Below are 17,182 nucleotides of genomic sequence, written 5' to 3' on the forward strand. Positions count from 1 at the left end.
TCCATTCCCCATTCCCCATTCCCTACTTGCCCTGCGTATGCAACCGCTTCATCGCCTCGTTGAAATCGCCGGCCACCGCCAGCGGCAGCACGTCCAGCGCGTCGTCGATCGCACGGCCGATCAGGATTTCGTCGTCCGCGCCCGGTCGGCCCAGCACCCAGCCGGTGACCTTGTCCTTGTGGCCGGGATGGCCGATGCCGATGCGCAAACGGCCGAAGCGCGCATGGCCCAGCAGCCTGATGGTGTCGCGCAGGCCGTTCTGCCCGCCGTGGCCGCCGTCGAACTTCAGGCGTGCGACGCCGGGCGGCAGGTCCAGTTCGTCGTGGACCAGCAGCGCCTGCTCGGGCTCGAGCTTCCAGAAGCGCAGGGCCGCCACCACCGCCTTGCCCGATAGATTCATGTAGGTGGCCGGCTTGAGCAGGCGCACCGTCTGCCCGCCCACGGTGACCTGGGCCGTCTCGCCGAACAGCTTGGCGTCCACGGCGAAGCGCGCGCCCAGCTGCATCGCGAGGGTGTCGACAAAACGGAACCCGGCGTTGTGCCGGGTCCGCAGGTGTTCGGGTCCGGGATTGCCCAGCCCGACGATGAGACGCACGCCTTCCATCGAAGGTTCGCCGAACCGCCGGGACGCGCCGCTGGCGCGCCCCGGCGCGTCCGGTTACTCGGCGTCCTTGGCTTCGCTGTCGTCGGCGACCTTGGCGGCCGGCACGTCGGCCGACGCCTCGCCCTCGGCGGACTCGTCCTCGACCTTGACGTACTTGGCGGTGACCACGGCCACGTCGTGCTCGGCGCCCAGCTTCAGCTCCGGCAGTTCCACGCCCTTGGGCAGCTTGAGCTGCGAGAGGTGGATCACGTCGCCGACGGCCAGGTTGGACAGGTCCAGCTCGATGAACTCGGGCAGGTCGCCCGGCAGGCACTCGACCACGACTTCGTTGAGCTCGTGGGCGACCACGACGTCGGCGGCCTTGCCGGCCGGCGAGGTGTCCTGGCCCAGGAAGTGCAGCGGCACGGCGGTGCGGATGGACTCCTTGTCGTTCACGCGCTGGAAGTCCAGGTGCATGATCTGCTGCTTGTACGGATGGCGCTGCATGTCACGCAGCAGCACCTTCTGCACGTCGCCGTTGAGGCTCAGCGAGAGGATCGAGGAGTAGAACCAGTCGTGCTGGCTGGCCAGCCAGACGTCGTTGTGGCTCAGCTGGATGCTGACCGGCTTGAGGTCGCCACCGTAGACGATGGCGGGGACGCTACCGGCGTGACGCAGGCGGCGGCTCGCACCCTTCCCCCCGTCCTCGCGGCGCTCCACCTTGATTTCATGTGTCGTTGCCATGGGTTTTCACTTCTTTGCTTGAGTTAAGCCACCTCGCGGTGGCGATGCGACTCTCCCGCGACCAGGAGAGTCGTTGGAAGGCCGGGATTCGGCATTCGGGATTGGGGATTCGCCAAGCGCGCTAACGCCTTGCGAATCACCAATGCCCAATCCCCAATCCCGACCTCAATCCACGTACAGCGAGCTGACCGATTCGCCGAAGGCGATGCGGCGGATGGTCTCGGCCAGCATGCTGGCCACCGACAGCTGGCGGATCTTGCTGCAGCCCTTGGCCGCATCCGACAGCGGGATGGTGTCGGTGACCACCAGCTCGTCCAGCACCGACTTGTCGAGGTTGTCCACGGCCGGGCCGGACAGCACCGGATGGGTGCAGTAGGCGGCGACCTTGGTTGCGCCCCGGTCCTTCAGCGCGGCCGCGGCGGCGCACAGGGTGCCGGCGGTGTCGACGATGTCGTCGACCATCACGCACTCCTTGCCCTCGACGTCGCCGATGATGTTCATCACCGTGGACACGTTGGCGCGCGGACGGCGCTTGTCGATGATCGCCAGCTCCGCGTCGTCCAGGCGCTTGGCCACCGCGCGGGCGCGGACCACGCCACCCACGTCCGGCGAGACCACCATCATCTTGTCGGTGCCGTAGGCGCGCCAGATGTCGGCCAGCAGCAGCGGCGAGGCGTAGACGTTGTCCACCGGGATGTCGAAGAAGCCCTGGATCTGGTCGGCGTGCAGGTCCACGGTCAGCACGCGGTCGGCATTGACCGCGCTGAACATCTTGGCGGCGACCTTGGCGGTGATCGGCACGCGCGAGGAGCGCAGGCGGCGATCCTGGCGCGAGTAGCCGAAGTACGGCACCACCGCGGTGACGCTGGCGGCGCTGGCGCGCTTGAGCGCGTCGATGATCACCAGCAGCTCCATCAGGTTCTCGGCGCTGGGCGCGCAGGTCGGCTGGATCACGAACACCTCCTGCCGGCGCACGTTCTCCTCGATCTCCACCTGCACCTCGCCGTCGGAGAAGCGCGAGACCATCGCCTTGCCCGGACGCACGCCCAGTTCGCGGCAGATGCTGTGGGCCAGCGGCTTGTTGGCGTTGCCGGAAAAGACCAGCAGGCTGCGATCGTCTTGCATGGGAATCTCGTGGGGCAGCGGCGTGGAGGCGGAAGGGGACGGCGGTGCGCGACCTCCGGGCTGCAGACACTGCAGACCGATGACCGCCTTGCGCGCCCCGGGTCGGACTCAACCCGGCGCGGGCAGCGCGCGCATGCTTCAGGACATTGGCTGGGGCGGTAGGATTCGAACCTACGAAATGCCGGGATCAAAACCCGGTGCCTTAGGCCTCTTGGCGACGCCCCAGTGGATCAGTCCTTGCGTGCGCTCCCGTCCAGGGCGTCCAGCAGGGGCGAACGCGCCGCCCCGGCCACCACCCAGCCGCGCAGTTCGCTCGGCAGCAAGGCCAGTCCGGCCTGGGCGGCCTGAAGGCTTGCGAACTCCACGAAACAGCCGCTGCCCGTCCCCGTCAGTCGTGGCGTCCCGATGCGCGAGAGCGTGGCGAACACCGCCTCGATGGCAGGTTCGCGACGACGCAGCACCGGCTCGAACACGTTGTCGGGCACGGATCCGGAAAGGAAGTCCGCTATTTTCACGGGTGCGGCATGGCGCGTCAAATCCGGGGAGGCGAACAGGACCGGCGTGGCCACGTGCAGGCCGGGGTCGACCAGCACGTACCAGGCCGGCGGCAGCGCGATGGGGGTCAGGCGCTCGCCGACGCCCTCGGCCCAGGCGTTGCGCCCGCGCACGAAGATCGGCACGTCCGCGCCCAGCGTCAGGCCCAGCGCGGCCAGCGCGTCCTCGCCCAGCGCCGTGCCCCACAGGTGGTCCAGCACGCGCAGGACGGTGGCGGCATCGGACGAACCGCCGCCGAAGCCACCGCCTGCCGGGATGCGCTTTTCGACGCGGATATCCGCACCAAGAGCGACGTTGGCGCGCGTTTGCAGCAACTTAGCGGCGCGGATCAGCAGGTCGTCGGCCTCCGCCACGCCCGGCACCGAGTCGCCGACGCGGGCGATCACCCCGTCCTGCCGCAGCCGGATGCCGACCGTGTCGCCCCAGTCCAGCAGCCGGAAGGCGCTCTGCAGCTCGTGGTAGCCGTCCGGGCGCCGGCCGGTGATGCGCAGACACAGGTTCAGCTTGGCCGGCGCCGGCCACCAGGACCAGTCGCCGGCCGCAGTCGCCTGGCTCATGGCGTGGGGCCTGCCGCCTGCCAGGTGTCGACGATCAGGCGCACGCGCGCGTCGCCGCGCTGGGCCTCGATCCGCGCCGGCAGCGCTGGCGTGCCGTCCGCCGCCGGCGGCTGCCAGGCGGTGAAGTCGATGGTCCAGCCGCCTTGCCGCAGCTGCGACAGCTGGCCGTCGGTGCCATAGGCGAGCTGGGCCGGCGCCAGCGTCGGCGCGGCCTGGCCGCGGATCCAGTAGGCCAGCGCCTGTACCGGAATCTCCCAGCCGGTGGTCTCCAGCAGCAGCTGGTCGGCATCGGCGCCCTGGCGCGGGCCGCCGTCGACGCCCTCCAGCCGTACCTGCCCGGCGCTGCCGACCAGGCGCCAGGTCTGGCGCGTGACCGGAGCAGCGAGCGACACGTCGAACGCGTCGCCGCGCTGGGTCCAGTCGATGCGGCCGCTGCCGCCCTTGTCAGCGCGGCGGATCGCCACCCGCCCGGTCATCGACCAGTCGCGGTGCGTGGCCAACCAGGCCTCGCGCGCGGCCTGGGCCTCGGCCGCGATGCCCGCGTCGACGGGCGCCGGCGCCGGCCCACGCGCGCCAGGGCCGGCGGCGCAGCCGGCCAGCAGCAGGGCGCCGCACAGCGCGGCGATGGACAGGATGCGAAAGCTCATGCGCCGGTCTTCTCCAGCGCGCGCTGCAGCGAGCGGTTGTCCGGATCCAGCTTGCGCGCCTCGTCGAACAGCTTGCGCGCCTCCTCGTGCTGGCCCTTCTCCCACAGCAGCTGGCCCAGGTGGGCGGCGATCTCGGGATCCTTCATCAGCGTGTAGGCGCGGCGCAGCTGCACCAGCGCCTCGTCCTTGCGGCCCAGGCGATAGAGCACCCAGCCGTAGCTGTCGATGATCGCCGCCTCATCCGGCGCCGCGGCGCGGGCGCGGTCGATCAGTTCCAGCGCTTCCTTGTAGCGGTCGGTACGGTCGGCCAGGGTGTAGCCCAGCGCGTTGAGCGCGGCGGTGTTGGTCGGGTCGGTGACCAGCACGCGGCGCAGGTCCGCCTCGGCGCGGTCGATGCGGTCGCGCCGCTCCCAGGCCAAGCCACGCGCATAGAGCAGGTTGTTGTCGTCGGGATAGGCGGCCAGGCCACGGGCCAGGGCGTCCAGTTCGCCGGCATCGTCGTCGTGCTTCTGGCGCAGCTCGGCCTCCAGCAGGTAGGCGTCGCGGCGGGCGGATTCATCGATGGCCGCGTCGGCCTGCATCGCATGGACGCGGGCGAAGGCCTCGTCGGTGCGACCGAGCTGGTCGAGCGTGCCGATCGCGCGCAGGCGCGCCTCGATCGCGTGCTCGCCGGCGTCGACGCCCTCATACCAGCCCAGCGCGTCCTGCGGGCGCTTGAGGTACTCGGCGATCTGGCCCAGCAGCAGGCGCTGGGCCGGATCCTGGGCCTCGCTGGCCGAGGCCTTGGCCTCGTCGTAGAGCGCGGCCAGGCCGGCATCGTCCTGGGCCTTGGCCAGCAGCGAGGCGCGCAGACCGAAGCTGCGGGTGTCCTGCGGCCCCTTGGCCAGCGCGGCGGCGGCCAGCCCGGGCGAACCCAGGCTGTCGTACTCGGCGGCCACGCCCAGGCGCACCGACGGGTCCAGGTTGGCCTGGCCCTGCAGGTCGACCAGCACCTGGCGGGCCTGGTCGAACTTGCCGGCCTGGCGCAGCTGGCTGGCATGCAGCAGGGCCACCCGCGGATTGACCGGGAAGCGCTTGACCACCTCGCCGACGATGCGTTCGGCCAGCGCCGGCTGGTCCAGCGACTGGGCCAGGCCGCCGAAGGCCAGCCAGGCGGTGAGTTCGTTGGGCAGCGCCTTGTCGTCCAGCAGCTGGCCGAGCAGGCGCCCGGCCAGGGCCGGATCGCGCCCGCCGCTGCCCAGCACGGTCAGGGCATAGCGCCAGCCCTGCGGATCCTTGTCGCGCAGCAGCGATTCGAGCTGGCGCCGGGCCTCGCGTTCGCGCCCGGCGCGCAGCGACACGGTGGCCTGGGCCGCGCGCATGGCCAGCGAACTGGGCGCGCGCTGCTGCCACAGCGCCAGCGCCTGCGCGGCACGCGCGTCGTCGTTGGCCAGCAGGGCGATACGGGTGGCCAGTTCGGCCAGGCCGACGTCGTGGCCGGCCTGGGCGGCCTGCAGGTACCAGCGCGCGGCCTCGGGCAGCTTGCCGGCCTGCAGGGCGAACTCGCCGGCCATGACCGGCTCGAGCAGCGCGCCGGTCGTCCCGCCTGGCGGGACGGACTCCTTGGCGAGCACCGCGGCGGAGGATGCGAATCCGGCAACGAACAGCAGCAACGGCGGGACGAAACGCATCTTTGCGGGCATTAGGAGGAACCGGGCCGTAAAATGGCGGGCAACAACACGCCAGCAGCTTAGCGCAAGCCCCGAAATGACGTTGTGGGTCCTTGGACTGAATCACCAGACCGCGCCGGTCACCCTGCGCGAACGGGTGGCCTTTGCCGGCGAGGCGCTGCCGGCGGCGCTGGACGCGCTGCGTGCCCTGCCGCAGGTCAGCGAGGCCGCGCTGCTGTCCACCTGCAACCGGACCGAGCTTTACGCCGTAGCCGACGACGCGACGCCGCTGGTGCAGTGGCTGGCCGCGCACGGCGAGGGGCTGGACACCTATCTGTACCGCCACCGCGACGCCGACGCCGTGCGCCACCTGTTCCGCGTGGCCACCGGGCTGGATTCCATGGTGCTGGGCGAGCCGCAGATCCTGGGCCAGGTGAAGGACGCCTGGGCGCTGGCGCGCGAGCATCACGCGCTGGGCAACGGCCTGGACCGGCTGTTCCAGCAGGCCTTCGCCGTGGCCAAGCGCGCGCGCACCGACACCCGGGTCGGCGCCAACCCGGTATCGGTGGCCTCCACCGCGGTGCGGCTGGCGCAAAACTCCTTCGCCCGCCTGAGCGACTCGACGGTGCTGCTGGTCGGCGCCGGCGAGACCATCGAGCTGGCCGCCCGGCATCTGAGCGAGGGCAAGGTACGGCGTCTGCTGATCGCCAACCGCACCCTGGCCCATGCCCAGGCGCTGGCCAGCCAGCACGGCGGCTATGCCCTGCCCCTGGACGAACTGGACCGGCACCTGGCCGAGGCCGACGTGGTGTTCTCCGCGACCGCCGCGCGCGAGCCGGTGATCAACCGCGCGCAGGTCGCCCAGGCGCTGACGCGGCGCCGGCACAAGCCGATGATGCTGTTCGACCTGGCCGTGCCGCGCGACATCGAGGCCAGCGTGGCCGACCTGGCCGACGCCTATCTCTATACGGTCGACGACCTGGAGCGCGCGGTCGAGGAAAACCGCCGCAGCCGCCGCCAGGCCGCCGACGAGGCCGAGGCCATCATCGACCTGCAGGTGGCGCGCTTCGTCGAGACCCTGCAGGCCGCCCCGCGTCAGGAACCGCTCAAGCGCCTGCGCGCCTACGGCGAGACCACCCGCCGCGACGCGCTGGAGAAGGCCCAGGCGCAGCTGGCCAACGGCCGCGATCCGGCCCAGGTGCTGGAGCAGCTGGCCCACACCCTGACCAATCGCCTGCTGCACCCGCCGACCGCCGCCCTGCGCGAAGCGGCGCTGCGCGGCGACACCGAACTCACCCGCGCCGCCGAACGGCTGTTCCCGGCCAAGGCCCCCTACTCCCACGCCACGTTGCCCGATGACGCCGACCCTGCGCCGTAAGCTGGAGGCGCTGGCCGAGCGTCGCGAAGAACTCGAACGCCTGCTCGCGGACCCGTCCGTCGTCGCCGACACCACGCGCTTCCGCGACCTCTCGCGCGAGTTCGCCCAGCTGGCGCCGCTGGCCAGCGCGCTGGACGCCGAGGCCCGCGCCAAGGCCGACCTGGTCGCCGCCGAGGCGCTGCGCGCCGACCCGGAGATGCGCGAGCTGGCCGAGGAGGAAATCGCCACCGCCCAGGCACGCCTGGCCGAGCTGGAGGACGAACTGCTGGCCCTGCTGGTCCCGCGCGATCCGCGCGACGAGGGCAACCTGTTCCTGGAGGTGCGCGCCGGCACCGGCGGCGATGAGGCAGCGATCTTCGCCGGCGACCTGTTCCGCATGTACGCGCGCTACGCCGAGCGCCAGGGCTGGAAGGTGGAAGTGGAATCCGACAGCCCCGGCGAGCACGGCGGCTACAAGGAGGTGGTGGCGCGCATCGTCGGCCGCGGCGCGTACTCCCGGCTGAAGTTCGAATCGGGCACCCATCGCGTGCAGCGCGTGCCGGCGACCGAATCGCAGGGCCGCATCCATACCTCCGCGGCGACGGTGGCGATCATCCCCGAGGCCGACGAGGTCGAGGAGATCGTGATCAACCCGGCCGACCTGAAGGTGGACACCTTCCGCTCCTCCGGCGCCGGCGGCCAGCACGTCAACAAGACCGATTCGGCGATCCGCATCACCCACGTGCCGACCGGCGTAGTGGTCGAGTGCCAGACCGAGCGCAGCCAGCACGCCAACCGCGACAAGGCGATGAAGCGGCTCAAGGCCCAGCTGCTGGACGCCGAACGCAGCCGGCAGGCCGCGGCCGAGGCGCAGACGCGCAAGCTGCAGGTCGGCAGCGGCGACCGCAGCCAGCGCATCCGCACCTACAACTTTCCGCAGGGCCGCATCACCGACCACCGCGTCGAGGGCCTGACCCTGTACGACCTGCCCAACATCATCGAAGGCAGCCTGGACGAACTGATCGGCCGGCTGGCGCACGAGCATCAGGCAGACGAGCTGGCGCGGTTGGCCGAGGGCTGAGCCAAGCGCAGCGCGCCGGCGCGCCTACTGGTTTGGATCAGGCGGTCATTTTGGTAGACGCGTATCGGGTCGAGGAACGACGCGGCAGGCTGAAGACCCAGAGCCGCGGAGAGAACCCGCGCCATCCATGCACTCGCGGACATCGATCGAACCGTCATTCCCGCGAAGGCGGGAATCCATGGACGTGAAGCCTCAGATCGAAGGACCTCGGACCAGAGGATGGCCGCCCCAGGCAGGACACCACCAGCCGTCGTTTCCGCGAACGCGGGAACCTAGCTTTGAGTTTCCCGCGCCAACGCCCATGGGTTCCCGCGTTCGCGGGAACGACGGTAGAGGGGCCGTGGGGTTTGAAAGAGGAAACCGACTGCGCAGTGCACGCTTCCAGGAAGCGACAGCTCGCCTGACCTGTTCCGCCAGCTAATCCGGCACTCAGCGCCAGCCCGCCTTGCGCGCAGCTTGCTCGCCACCGGCATCCAGCGCATCGCCGTCGATCCGTGCATCCACCGCGTCGAGCACCGCCGGCGGCAGCGGCGAGGCCGCCTGCCTCAGTTCGCCCTGCGCGTGCTCGGCGTCGCGCGCCAGCACCGGCAGCGACCAGCCCTGGGCGCCGCGGCAGGCCAGGCCCGCGGTCCTGGCCGACGCGACGCGGAAGGCGCGGCAGTACTGTCCGTCCTGGTCGCGGAAGCTCAAGGCGATCCGAACCTTGCCCACGTGGTCGGCGGAGAGCTGATCATCCAGCGCGGCGGCCAGCGCGCCCCGCGCCTGCAGGCCGTCGGCGCCCTGGACCCAATCCGCATCACCGGCACCGCGCAGCCAGGGCAGCGCGACCACCGCCAGCACGACGCCGGCGGCCAGTGCGCCCAGATGCGTCCACAGCGTGCGCGCCCGCCTGCGCGGCGGGAACGCCACCACGTTGCCCGCCGCTGGAGTCGTCGGCTCGGCCGACGCATCGGGCGCCGCATCGCCCAGCACCAGACGCACCAGCGCGTCGGGCGCCGCTTCCTCGACCGCCGCCGCGTGCGCGGTGCGCAGGCGCGCGTCCAGGCGCCGCTGGCGCGCGATGCGCGCGGCCAGCTCGGGGTCGCGCGCCAGCGCCGCGTCGACCTGCGCGGCCTCCTGCGCGTCCAGCTCGCCGTCCAGGTAGGCCATCAGGGTGGCGTCGTCGAAGTTCATGTCGCGTCTCCAGGTTCGTCGCCCAGCAGGGCCTGCAACGCCTCGCGCCCGCGCGCCAGCCGGCTGGTCAGGGTGCCGATCGGGATCTCCAGCACCTGCGCGGCCTCGCGGTAGGCCAGGCCTTCCACCAGCACCAGCGCGATGGCGCTGCGCTGTTCCTCCGGCAGGCGCGCCATCGCCGCCTCCACCGACAGGCGCACCGCGTGCGCCCCGACCGCGTCCTCGCCGACCTGTTCGCCCAGTGCGGCGTCGGCGAACACCTCCTGGCCGCGCTGGCGCGCACGCACCTCGTCGATCCAGGCGTTGCGCACGATGCGGTACAGCCAGGGATCCAGCGGCTGGGCCGGATCCCACTGCGAGGCGCGCGCCAGCGCGCGCTCGGCAGCGACCTGCAGCAGGTCGTCGGCATCGTGCGGCGTGCCCGCCAGGTTGCGTGCGTAGCGGCGCAGTTTGGGCAGCCGCTCGCACAGCGCCTGACGGAAGGGCAGGCTCGCCGCGTCGTGCTTCATGCTTGATATACGATCGGGAAGCCAGATTGCTTCCATGAGCCGCGCACCATTTTTCCTCCCGCCACGGCGCACCCGGCGCGGCGCGATCCTAGCGCGAACGGCCGCGCTTGCGGCGCTGCTGGCATTCGCGCCGGTCGCGGGGGCGCAGCTGCAGCCGCTTCCGCCCATGCAGCAGGCTGTCTCACCGGTTACCCGGACGCTGGGGCAGGTCGTCGACCCGCTGATGCGCGACGCCACCACCCTGGCCGACCGCACCTTCACCCAGGCACGCCAGCTCGGCCAGCGCCGACTGCTGCGCGAGCATCGCGACGTGCTCGATACGGACCCCAACGACAACGTGGTGATCCGCAGCCAGGTCCTGGCGCTGGCGCCGACCCCCGAGGCGCTGGAACGCGCGCGCCAGGCCGGCTTCACCGTCGAGGCGCCGCGCCGCCTCGACGGGCTGGACCTGGAGGTCGTGCCGCTGCGCGCTCCGGCCGGTCAGTCCACGCGCCGGGCGGTCGAGGCGCTGCGCGCACTCGATCCGGCCGGCAGCTACGACTACGACCATCTCTATGCCAGCAGCGGCGCGGCCGAGGCGGCCAGTGGCGCTGCGGCGACGTCCGCCGCCGGGGCGGCCACGCCCTGGCGCGTCGGCCTGGTCGACAGCGGGGTGGATGCGGGCCATCCCGCGCTGAAAGGTGCGCAGGTGCAGCGCTGGGGCTGTGAAGACCAGCCGCATCCAGACCTGCACGGCACCGCGGTGGCCTCGCTGCTGGTCGGCGATGGCCAGCGCGCGCAGCCCGGCGTGCAGCTGTTCGCCGCCGATGTGTACTGCGGTGCGCCGACCGGCGGCAACGCACTGGAGGTCGCCCAGGCCCTCGCCTGGCTGGCCCGGCAACAGGTCCGCGTGGTCAATCTGAGCCTGGTTGGCCCGGACAATGCGCTGCTCAAGCGCGCGGTGGCCTCGGCCATCGGTCGCGGCATGGTCGTGGTCGCCGCGGTCGGCAACGACGGGCCGGCGGCGGCGCCGCTGTTCCCTTCGGCCTATCCGCAGGTGATCGGCGTGACCGCGGTCGATCCGCGCGATCGCGTCCTGCCGGAGGCCGGGCGCGGCCCGCAGGTGGACCTGGCCGCGGTCGGCGCGCAGGTCGAGGCCGCCGCGCCGGGCGGCAGGTTCGAACGCATGCGCGGCACCTCGTTCGCCGCCCCGCGCGTGGCCGCGCTGGCTGCGCAGGCCCTGGCCACGCATCCGGACGAGGATGCCGATGCCCTGCTTTCCGCGCTGGCGGCGCATGCGCGCGACCTCGGCAAGCCGGGCCCGGACCCGGTCTACGGCCGCGGGCTGGTCCCGGGCACGCCGGATGAACAGGCGGCAACACGTTAGGAGCGTCGGGAAGAAACTTCCTTGCCGGGCCGTAGTGCTTCCTGAAGGCAGCGGATTTCCCGCGCCAACGAGGGAGACCTCTCATGCGTCACAACACTCTGACGTGGGCCACGGCCGCCATCATCGCGCTGGCCAGCACCGGTGCATCGGCTCAGGTCCTGGGCGGCCTGGGTGGGCAGGTGGGCGGCGCCATCGGCGGCGCCGGCAACCTTGGCGGTCAGATCGGCGGCGTCGGCGGGCCCGTGAACGGCATCGGCAACACCATCGACAGCACCCGCGGCATGGCCGGCGACCGCCTGCAGCAGACGCGCAACCGCGCCGAGCGCGCCACCCAGCGCGCCCAGCAGCGCGCGTCGGACACCGCCGCGTCGGTGCGCGATCAGGCGCAGTCGGTCGGCGGCCAGACGCAGGCGCTGGGCAGCGCCGCCGGTTCGGCCGCATCGCTGACCAGTGACGCGAGCGGCACCGGCAACGCCGCCGCCAGCGCCTCGAACGGCGACCTGAGCGGTGCGCTCAACGGGGCCGGCAACGCGGCTGGCTCGGCCAGCGTCGACACCAGCGGTGTGGCCAGCGCCGCCGAGTCCAGCGCGGCGCAGGCCGCCGGCTCGGCCCGCGCCGGCGCCAGCCAGGCCGCGCAGGGCGTGCGCAACACCGCCGACCGCGTGCGCAATGGCGCGCAGGCCGCCGCGACCCGCGCCCAGAGCGGGGTGCAGGGCGCCGCCAGCCAGGTCGGCAGCGCCGCCTCGCAGGCCAGTGACAGCGCCGCGTCGACCAGCGCCAACGGCTCGGCCTCGGGCAACGCCAACGGCAGCGGCGCGCTGGGCAACAGCCTGGGCAACAGCACCAGCAACGCCGCCGCCTCCGGCAATACCAGCGGCAACGCCAGCGGCAGCGCCTCGCGCGATGGCGTGAACGCCTCGGTCGGCGGCTCGGCCAACGGGTCGGCCAACGCCAGCACCCAGCCGTAAGCGTCAGCTGCGGTCCGCACCGGCGCCGGCTTCCTTCGGGAGGCCGGCGCCTTTCGTTTGTACGCAGCCTTCGTTGAAGCCTCACCGCTCAGCGCTTAGGCTGGCGCGATGAGCCATGCCGACACCCTGATCCCCCTGCGCCTGTGCGTGCTGACCGTCTCCGACACCCGGACCCTGGCCAACGACAGCTCCGGCGATTATCTGGTCCAGGCCGCCACCGACGCCGGCCACCTGCTGCACGGGCGCACGCTGGTGAAGGACGACATCTACCGCATGCGCGCCATCGTCTCGGCCTGGATCGCCGATGACGAGGTGGACGGCGTGCTGATCACCGGCGGCACCGGCTTCACCGGACGCGATTCCACGCCCGAGGCGATCGCGCCACTGCTGGACAAGCAGATGCCCGGATTCGGCGAGTTGTTCCGCGCGGTCAGCGTGGACGAGATCGGCACCTCGTCGCTGCAGTCGCGCGCCTTCGCCGGGCTGGCCAACCAGACCTTCGTGTTCTGCCTGCCCGGGTCGACCTCGGCCTGCCGCACGGCCTGGGAGAAGATCGTCTCGGCCCAGCTCGACGCCCGCACCCGCCCCTGCAACCTGGCGACCCTGCGGCCACGGCTGAAGGAATAAGCTCGGCCGCCACGCCCGCGCCAGGATCTCCATGAGCAAGAAACTCAAGCGCAAGGATTACGAGGCGCAGCTCGCGCCGCTGCAGCTGCAGCTGGTCAACCTCTCGCGCTGGCTGCTGCACACCGGCAAGCGCGTGGTGGTGCTCTTCGAGGGCCGCGACACCGCCGGCAAGGGCGGGGCCATCGACGCGATCCGCGAACACCTCAATCCGCGGCAGTGCAAGGTCGTGGCGCTACCCAAGCCGTCCGATCGCGAAGCCACGCAGTGGTACTTCCAGCGCTACGTGCAGCAGCTGCCGGCCGGCGGCGAGATCGTGCTGATGGACCGCAGCTGGTACAACCGCGCCGGTGTGGAGCGGGTCATGGGCTTCTGCACGCCGGACCAGTACACCGCCTTCCTGCAGCAGGTGCCGATTTTCGAACGGCTGCTGATCGACGACGGCATCCTGCTGTTCAAGTACTGGCTGACCGTGGACCAGGCCCAGCAGGAAGCGCGCTTCGCCGAGCGCTTGGAAGACCCGCTCAAGCGCTGGAAGCTCTCCCCGGTGGATCTGGAGGCGCGCAAGCAGTACGCGGCCTACACCGAGGCCCGCGAGGCCATGCTGGCTGCTACCCATACTCACCACGCGCCGTGGACTCTGGTGGACTTCAACGACCAGCGCCGCGGGCGCATCACCCTGATCCGCGACCTGCTCTCGCGCCTGCCCGACACCACGGTGGCGCCCGCCAGGCTGAACATGAAGCCCCTGCACGGCAAGCTGCTGACCGAGACCTTCCAGCTGCTCAAGCCGATCCCGGACACCAGCGCCTGAAGCTGAACAGCGGTAGCGCCCCGGCGCGGACTGGCGCCGGGCAGATCGCCCCGCGGACTGAATACGCGGTGACAAGTGTTGGCGCCGACCCCGTGACGGAAGGCCTAAAACCTTTCATCATGTGTTCATCACGGCACCTGTGCCCGTGCCGGACGTCATTCATGGCTCTTTTCGCTCCTGTCTCCGCCCAGCCCGACCTCTCACCGCGCGTTCGCCTGATCACCCGTGACAACGGTGTGGGGCTGCGCCGCGACCTGACGATCATGTCCAGGGCCCTGTCCGGCGCGCAGATCGGCAGCCAGGCGCTGGCCTTCGGCGGCTCGCGCCTGGGCAACCACCTGCGCCAGGCGCGGACCCGGCTGGGCGCGCTGGCGACCGGCCGCATCGAGACCCAGGTATTCCTGGAGCGCATCTACCGGAGCTGTCTGCCGGCCGCCCGCCGCAACCTGCTGGTGCCCAACCCGGAGTGGATGCTGGACAAGTGGCTGCCGCTGCTGCCGCGGTTCGAAGGGGTGCTGTGCAAGACCCGCCACGCCGAACGCGTCTTCGGCGCGCTGGGCTGCGATACCCGCTATATCGGCTTCACCAGTGAGGACCGTTTCGATGCCGGCGTGGTGCGCCGGCGCGCCTTTCTGCACGTGGCCGGGCGCAGCACCGCCAAGGGCACCGAGGCGGTGGTCCAGGCCTGGCTGCGCCATCCGGAGTGGCCCACGCTGACGGTGGTGCAGTCGCGCGACGTGCCCAGGATCGTGGCGCCCAACATCGACCATCGGCTGGACTACCTGGACGATGCGCAGCTGCGCCAGCTGCAGAACGCGCACGCCTTCCACCTGTGCCCGTCGGAGGCAGAAGGCTTCGGCCATTACCTGGTCGAGGCGCTGAGCACCGGCGCGGTGGTCATCACCACCGACGGCGAGCCGATGAACGAGCTGGTCACGCCCGAACGCGGCCTGCTGCTGCAGCCCTCCGCGCAGCGGGCGATGGCGCTGGGCACGCGCTACCGCGTGGACGCCGAGGCGATCGAAGAGGTGGTCGAGCGCGCGCTGTCGCTCAGCCTGCAGGCCTGCGCGGCACTGGGCGAAGCGGCACGGACCTTCTTCCTGGACAACGACGCGGCCTTTCCCCACCGCCTGGCCCTGGCGCTGCAGCCCTCGCTGGATGCCGGCACGCCGGTGCCGCGCCGCGGACTGGCCCGGCTGGCGACCGCCCTGCTGCCGCACCACGGCCCGGGCTGAGCCCCGCCGCGGCGGTCGTCAGCCGATGCCGAAACCCGGCGCGACCGTCCCCTGCCAGTCCGCGCGCTCCAGCGCATCGACCTGCGCCGGCGCCGGACCCCGCGTCAGCCAAATGGCCAGCGTCTCCACGGCGGCGGGCTCGCCACGCGCCACGACTTCGACCCGGCCATCGGCCAGATTGCGGGCGTACCCGTCCAGCCCCAGCGCCCGGGCCTGCTCGCGGGTGGACGCGCGGAAGCCCACGCCCTGCACCCGTCCACCGACCAGGAACCGGGCGGCGATGACGCTCAGGACCTGGCCGCCGCGCCGGCGTCCACGGCCTGTTCGATCTCCTGCGGGGTGACCGGCCCGAGGAAGCGCTTGGCGACCTTGCCCTGCGGGTCGAGCAGATAGGTCGTCGGCAGGCCGGCGGGCGGCTCGAACGCCGCGGGCGGGTGGTCCATCGACACCTGCGCGATCGGATAGGCGACCGGGTGCTGCTTGAGGAAGGCCACCAGCGCGTCGGGCGCGATGTCGTCGAAGGCCAGGCCGACCACGTCGATGTCCTGGCGGCGCTGGTCCAGCTCGGACAGCGCCGGCATTTCGGCCAGGCACGGATGGCACCAGGTCGCCCAGAAGTTCACCACCACCCAGTGGCCGCGATGCGCGGCCAGATCCAGGGTGCTGCCGTCGGTGGCCGTGAGCTTCAGCGCGATCGGACCACCGGCGGGGGCAGCAGGAACGGCTGGAGGAGACGGTGCGGCGGCCCGCTCGGCCACGACGGCCGGCGAGGAAGCCGCAGGCGCGGACGCGCGCTCGCACCCGGCCAGCATCAGCAGCGCAGCGCAGGCCAGGGACAGCGGCAGGACGCGGGAAGGGAACGAAGACATCAGGGGGTCGACTCCGGCGGGTTGCGGTAGATCGTGCTGGCCGGATGCTGCAGCAGCTCGCGCACGGGCAGGCGGACGCGGTCCAGCGCTTCGCGCGCGACCACGCCCAGCGCGTCGTCCTGGCAGGGCAGCGCCACATCGGCGATGGGAATGCGTAGCTGGCAGGCCTCGTAGAGTTCGGCCAGCGAGGTGTCGTCCAGGTCGCGGGCCAGGAGCCACTGGCCGTCGTCCGTGCAGCGCAGCAGGTTGATCCGCGACAGGTGGCCGATCAGCTCCTGCACCAGCGAATCGGTCAGCATCGGTTCGAGCTTCATGATCTGGTTGTCGCTCAGCCCGTGGCCGTCGCGCCGCGCCTCGACCAGGCGCCCGAGCAGGCGCAGCAGGCCGTAGATCTCGAACCCCTCCGGCAGGCGCATGGCCCGTGGCTGATAGCGGAAGGCCGCCATCGACGAGGCCAGCGAGGCGCCGAGCAGGATCGAACTCCAGCTCAAGTAAATCCACAGCATCAGGATCGGCGCCACCGCCACCGTGCCATAGATGCGGGTGTAGGAGTTGAAGCTGGCCAGGTACAGGCCCATGCCCCACTTGATCGCCTCCAGCCCCACCGTGGCCAGCAGCGCGCCGGCGAAGGCGTAGCGCCAATGGATCGAGCGGTGCGGCACCACCCGGTAGATCGCGGCGATGGCGCACAGCTCGATCAGCACCGGCGCCAGCGACAGGGCCAGCGAGGCCACCTGGCGCCCTTCGGCCGTCCGGAACAGGGGCAGCGCGAACACCTTGGCGGTGATGGCCAACGAGGCGGCCGACAGCAGCGCGCCCAGCGTCAGCACCGTCCAGTACATGACGAAGCGCCCCAGCCGCGGGCGCGTGCCCGACACGCGCCAGATGCGGTTGAACGCGGCCTCGACGCTGTTGAGCGTGATCAGCAGCGAGATCACCAGGGCGATCACGCCGGCCACGGTCAGATCGCGCGCCGCCGCGGCGAACTCCTTCAGATAGCCCTGCGCCGAGCGCGCCGCGCTGGGCACGAAATTGGAGAACACGTAGTCGCTGAGCGTATCGCTCCACTGGCGGAAGCCGGGGAACGCGGCCAGCACGCCGAACACCACCATTGCCAGCGGCACCAGCGCGAACATGGTCGTATAGGCCAGCGCCGCGGCGGTCTGGAACAGGCGATCGTCCCAGAAGCGTCCCAGCAGGAAGCGCGCGAACGCCGTCAGCCGCGCCCGGTCGCGCACGTGCTCGTTCCAGCGATGCAGGGTGGAGGCCAGGGACATCGGGGCCAAGCCTAACCGAAGTGGCGTGGGCAGCCGTGCTGGCGGGCAT

General features: G+C 71.6%; 18 protein-coding genes and 1 tRNA gene. 7 read left to right on the plus strand and 12 right to left on the minus strand.

Features of this window, described 5'->3' with window-relative positions; genetic code table 11:
• Positions 1 to 22: 22 nt before the first annotated feature.
• The 7 genes from pth to LAJ50_RS15340 all read right to left on the minus strand — a co-directional run bounded on the left by pth (position 23) and on the right by LAJ50_RS15340 (position 5,893).
• Positions 23 to 604, minus strand: coding sequence for an aminoacyl-tRNA hydrolase (gene pth, locus LAJ50_RS15310; protein ID WP_130549980.1), 582 nt, complete (start codon positions 602 to 604; stop codon positions 23 to 25).
• A 54-nt stretch (positions 605 to 658) separates the two neighbouring features.
• Positions 659 to 1,327 (minus strand): 50S ribosomal protein L25/general stress protein Ctc, encoded by a 669-nt coding sequence (locus LAJ50_RS15315; protein WP_130515932.1) that lies wholly within the window; start codon positions 1,325 to 1,327, stop codon positions 659 to 661.
• 165 nt (positions 1,328 to 1,492) lie between these two features.
• Complete coding sequence (locus LAJ50_RS15320; RefSeq protein WP_138652897.1) at positions 1,493 to 2,452, minus strand: ribose-phosphate diphosphokinase; 960 nt, start codon at positions 2,450 to 2,452, stop codon at positions 1,493 to 1,495.
• Positions 2,453 to 2,599: 147 nt separating this feature from the next.
• Positions 2,600 to 2,677 (minus strand) — tRNA-Gln (locus LAJ50_RS15325).
• Positions 2,678 to 2,682: 5 nt separating this feature from the next.
• Entirely contained in the window at positions 2,683 to 3,564 is an 882-nt protein-coding gene (ispE, locus tag LAJ50_RS15330; RefSeq protein WP_130549981.1) for a 4-(cytidine 5'-diphospho)-2-C-methyl-D-erythritol kinase, read from the minus strand.
• Entirely contained in the window at positions 3,561 to 4,211 is a 651-nt protein-coding gene (lolB, locus tag LAJ50_RS15335; protein ID WP_130549982.1) for a lipoprotein insertase outer membrane protein LolB, read from the minus strand. The genes ispE and lolB overlap by 4 nt, the downstream gene beginning before the upstream one ends.
• The gene (locus LAJ50_RS15340) at positions 4,208 to 5,893 is read right to left on the minus strand and encodes a tetratricopeptide repeat protein (RefSeq protein WP_165424062.1); all 1,686 of its coding nucleotides are present in this window, start codon (positions 5,891 to 5,893) and stop codon (positions 4,208 to 4,210) included. The genes lolB and LAJ50_RS15340 overlap by 4 nt, the downstream gene beginning before the upstream one ends.
• 64 nt (positions 5,894 to 5,957) lie before the next feature.
• Between LAJ50_RS15340 and hemA the strand changes: the two genes are divergently transcribed.
• On the plus strand, positions 5,958 to 7,238 hold the full coding sequence (hemA, locus tag LAJ50_RS15345; RefSeq protein WP_130549984.1) for a glutamyl-tRNA reductase: 1,281 nt from the start codon (positions 5,958 to 5,960) through the stop codon (positions 7,236 to 7,238).
• Positions 7,216 to 8,298 (plus strand): peptide chain release factor 1, encoded by a 1,083-nt coding sequence (gene prfA / locus LAJ50_RS15350; RefSeq protein WP_138652895.1) that lies wholly within the window; start codon positions 7,216 to 7,218, stop codon positions 8,296 to 8,298. The genes hemA and prfA overlap by 23 nt, the downstream gene beginning before the upstream one ends.
• 429 nt (positions 8,299 to 8,727) lie before the next feature.
• On the opposite strand, the gene LAJ50_RS15355 is transcribed toward prfA, so the two are convergent.
• Both LAJ50_RS15355 and LAJ50_RS15360 read right to left on the minus strand, forming a co-directional pair.
• Complete coding sequence (locus LAJ50_RS15355; protein WP_224096335.1) at positions 8,728 to 9,471, minus strand: zf-HC2 domain-containing protein; 744 nt, start codon at positions 9,469 to 9,471, stop codon at positions 8,728 to 8,730.
• Positions 9,468 to 9,980 (minus strand): RNA polymerase sigma factor, encoded by a 513-nt coding sequence (locus LAJ50_RS15360; RefSeq protein ID WP_138655477.1) that lies wholly within the window; start codon positions 9,978 to 9,980, stop codon positions 9,468 to 9,470. The genes LAJ50_RS15355 and LAJ50_RS15360 overlap by 4 nt, the downstream gene beginning before the upstream one ends.
• Positions 9,981 to 10,146: 166 nt before the next feature.
• Here LAJ50_RS15360 and LAJ50_RS15365 point away from each other — a divergent pair, with 166 nt between their 5' ends.
• The 5 genes from LAJ50_RS15365 (at position 10,147) to LAJ50_RS15385 (ending at position 14,987) form a co-directional block, all read left to right on the plus strand.
• Positions 10,147 to 11,346: a S8 family serine peptidase gene (locus tag LAJ50_RS15365; RefSeq protein WP_138655479.1), complete on the plus strand. Its 1,200-nt coding sequence runs from the start codon at positions 10,147 to 10,149 to the stop codon at positions 11,344 to 11,346.
• Between the two features lie 83 nt (positions 11,347 to 11,429).
• Positions 11,430 to 12,314: a hypothetical protein gene (locus LAJ50_RS15370; RefSeq protein WP_224096336.1), complete on the plus strand. Its 885-nt coding sequence runs from the start codon at positions 11,430 to 11,432 to the stop codon at positions 12,312 to 12,314.
• A gap of 108 nt (positions 12,315 to 12,422) precedes the next feature.
• Positions 12,423 to 12,941 carry a molybdenum cofactor biosynthesis protein B gene (gene moaB / locus LAJ50_RS15375; protein WP_138651337.1) on the plus strand — a complete coding sequence of 173 codons (519 nt, stop codon included), beginning with the start codon at positions 12,423 to 12,425 and terminating at the stop codon, positions 12,939 to 12,941.
• A gap of 31 nt (positions 12,942 to 12,972) precedes the next feature.
• On the plus strand, positions 12,973 to 13,752 hold the full coding sequence (gene ppk2 / locus LAJ50_RS15380; protein WP_138651336.1) for a polyphosphate kinase 2: 780 nt from the start codon (positions 12,973 to 12,975) through the stop codon (positions 13,750 to 13,752).
• Between the two features lie 161 nt (positions 13,753 to 13,913).
• Positions 13,914 to 14,987: a glycosyltransferase gene (locus LAJ50_RS15385; RefSeq protein ID WP_343227861.1), complete on the plus strand. Its 1,074-nt coding sequence runs from the start codon at positions 13,914 to 13,916 to the stop codon at positions 14,985 to 14,987.
• An 18-nt stretch (positions 14,988 to 15,005) separates the two neighbouring features.
• Here the strand turns inward: LAJ50_RS15385 and yccX are convergent, their stop codons facing one another.
• The 3 genes from yccX to LAJ50_RS15400 are packed head-to-tail and all read right to left on the minus strand — an operon-like array spanning position 15,006 to position 17,133.
• Positions 15,006 to 15,278 carry an acylphosphatase gene (gene yccX, locus LAJ50_RS15390; RefSeq protein WP_138651345.1) on the minus strand — a complete coding sequence of 91 codons (273 nt, stop codon included), beginning with the start codon at positions 15,276 to 15,278 and terminating at the stop codon, positions 15,006 to 15,008.
• Positions 15,275 to 15,856, minus strand: a complete 582-nt coding sequence (locus tag LAJ50_RS15395) for a TlpA disulfide reductase family protein (protein ID WP_138651334.1) — start codon at positions 15,854 to 15,856, stop codon at positions 15,275 to 15,277. Before LAJ50_RS15395 ends, yccX begins: the two co-directional genes overlap by 4 nt.
• Entirely contained in the window at positions 15,856 to 17,133 is a 1,278-nt protein-coding gene (locus tag LAJ50_RS15400) for a YihY family inner membrane protein (protein ID WP_138651333.1), read from the minus strand. Before LAJ50_RS15400 ends, LAJ50_RS15395 begins: the two co-directional genes overlap by 1 nt.
• Between the last annotated feature and the right edge of the window lie 49 nt (positions 17,134 to 17,182).

It is taken from the genome of Pseudoxanthomonas sp. X-1, assembly GCF_020042665.1.
Classification (GTDB): Bacteria; Pseudomonadota; Gammaproteobacteria; order Xanthomonadales; family Xanthomonadaceae; genus Pseudoxanthomonas_A; species Pseudoxanthomonas_A spadix_A.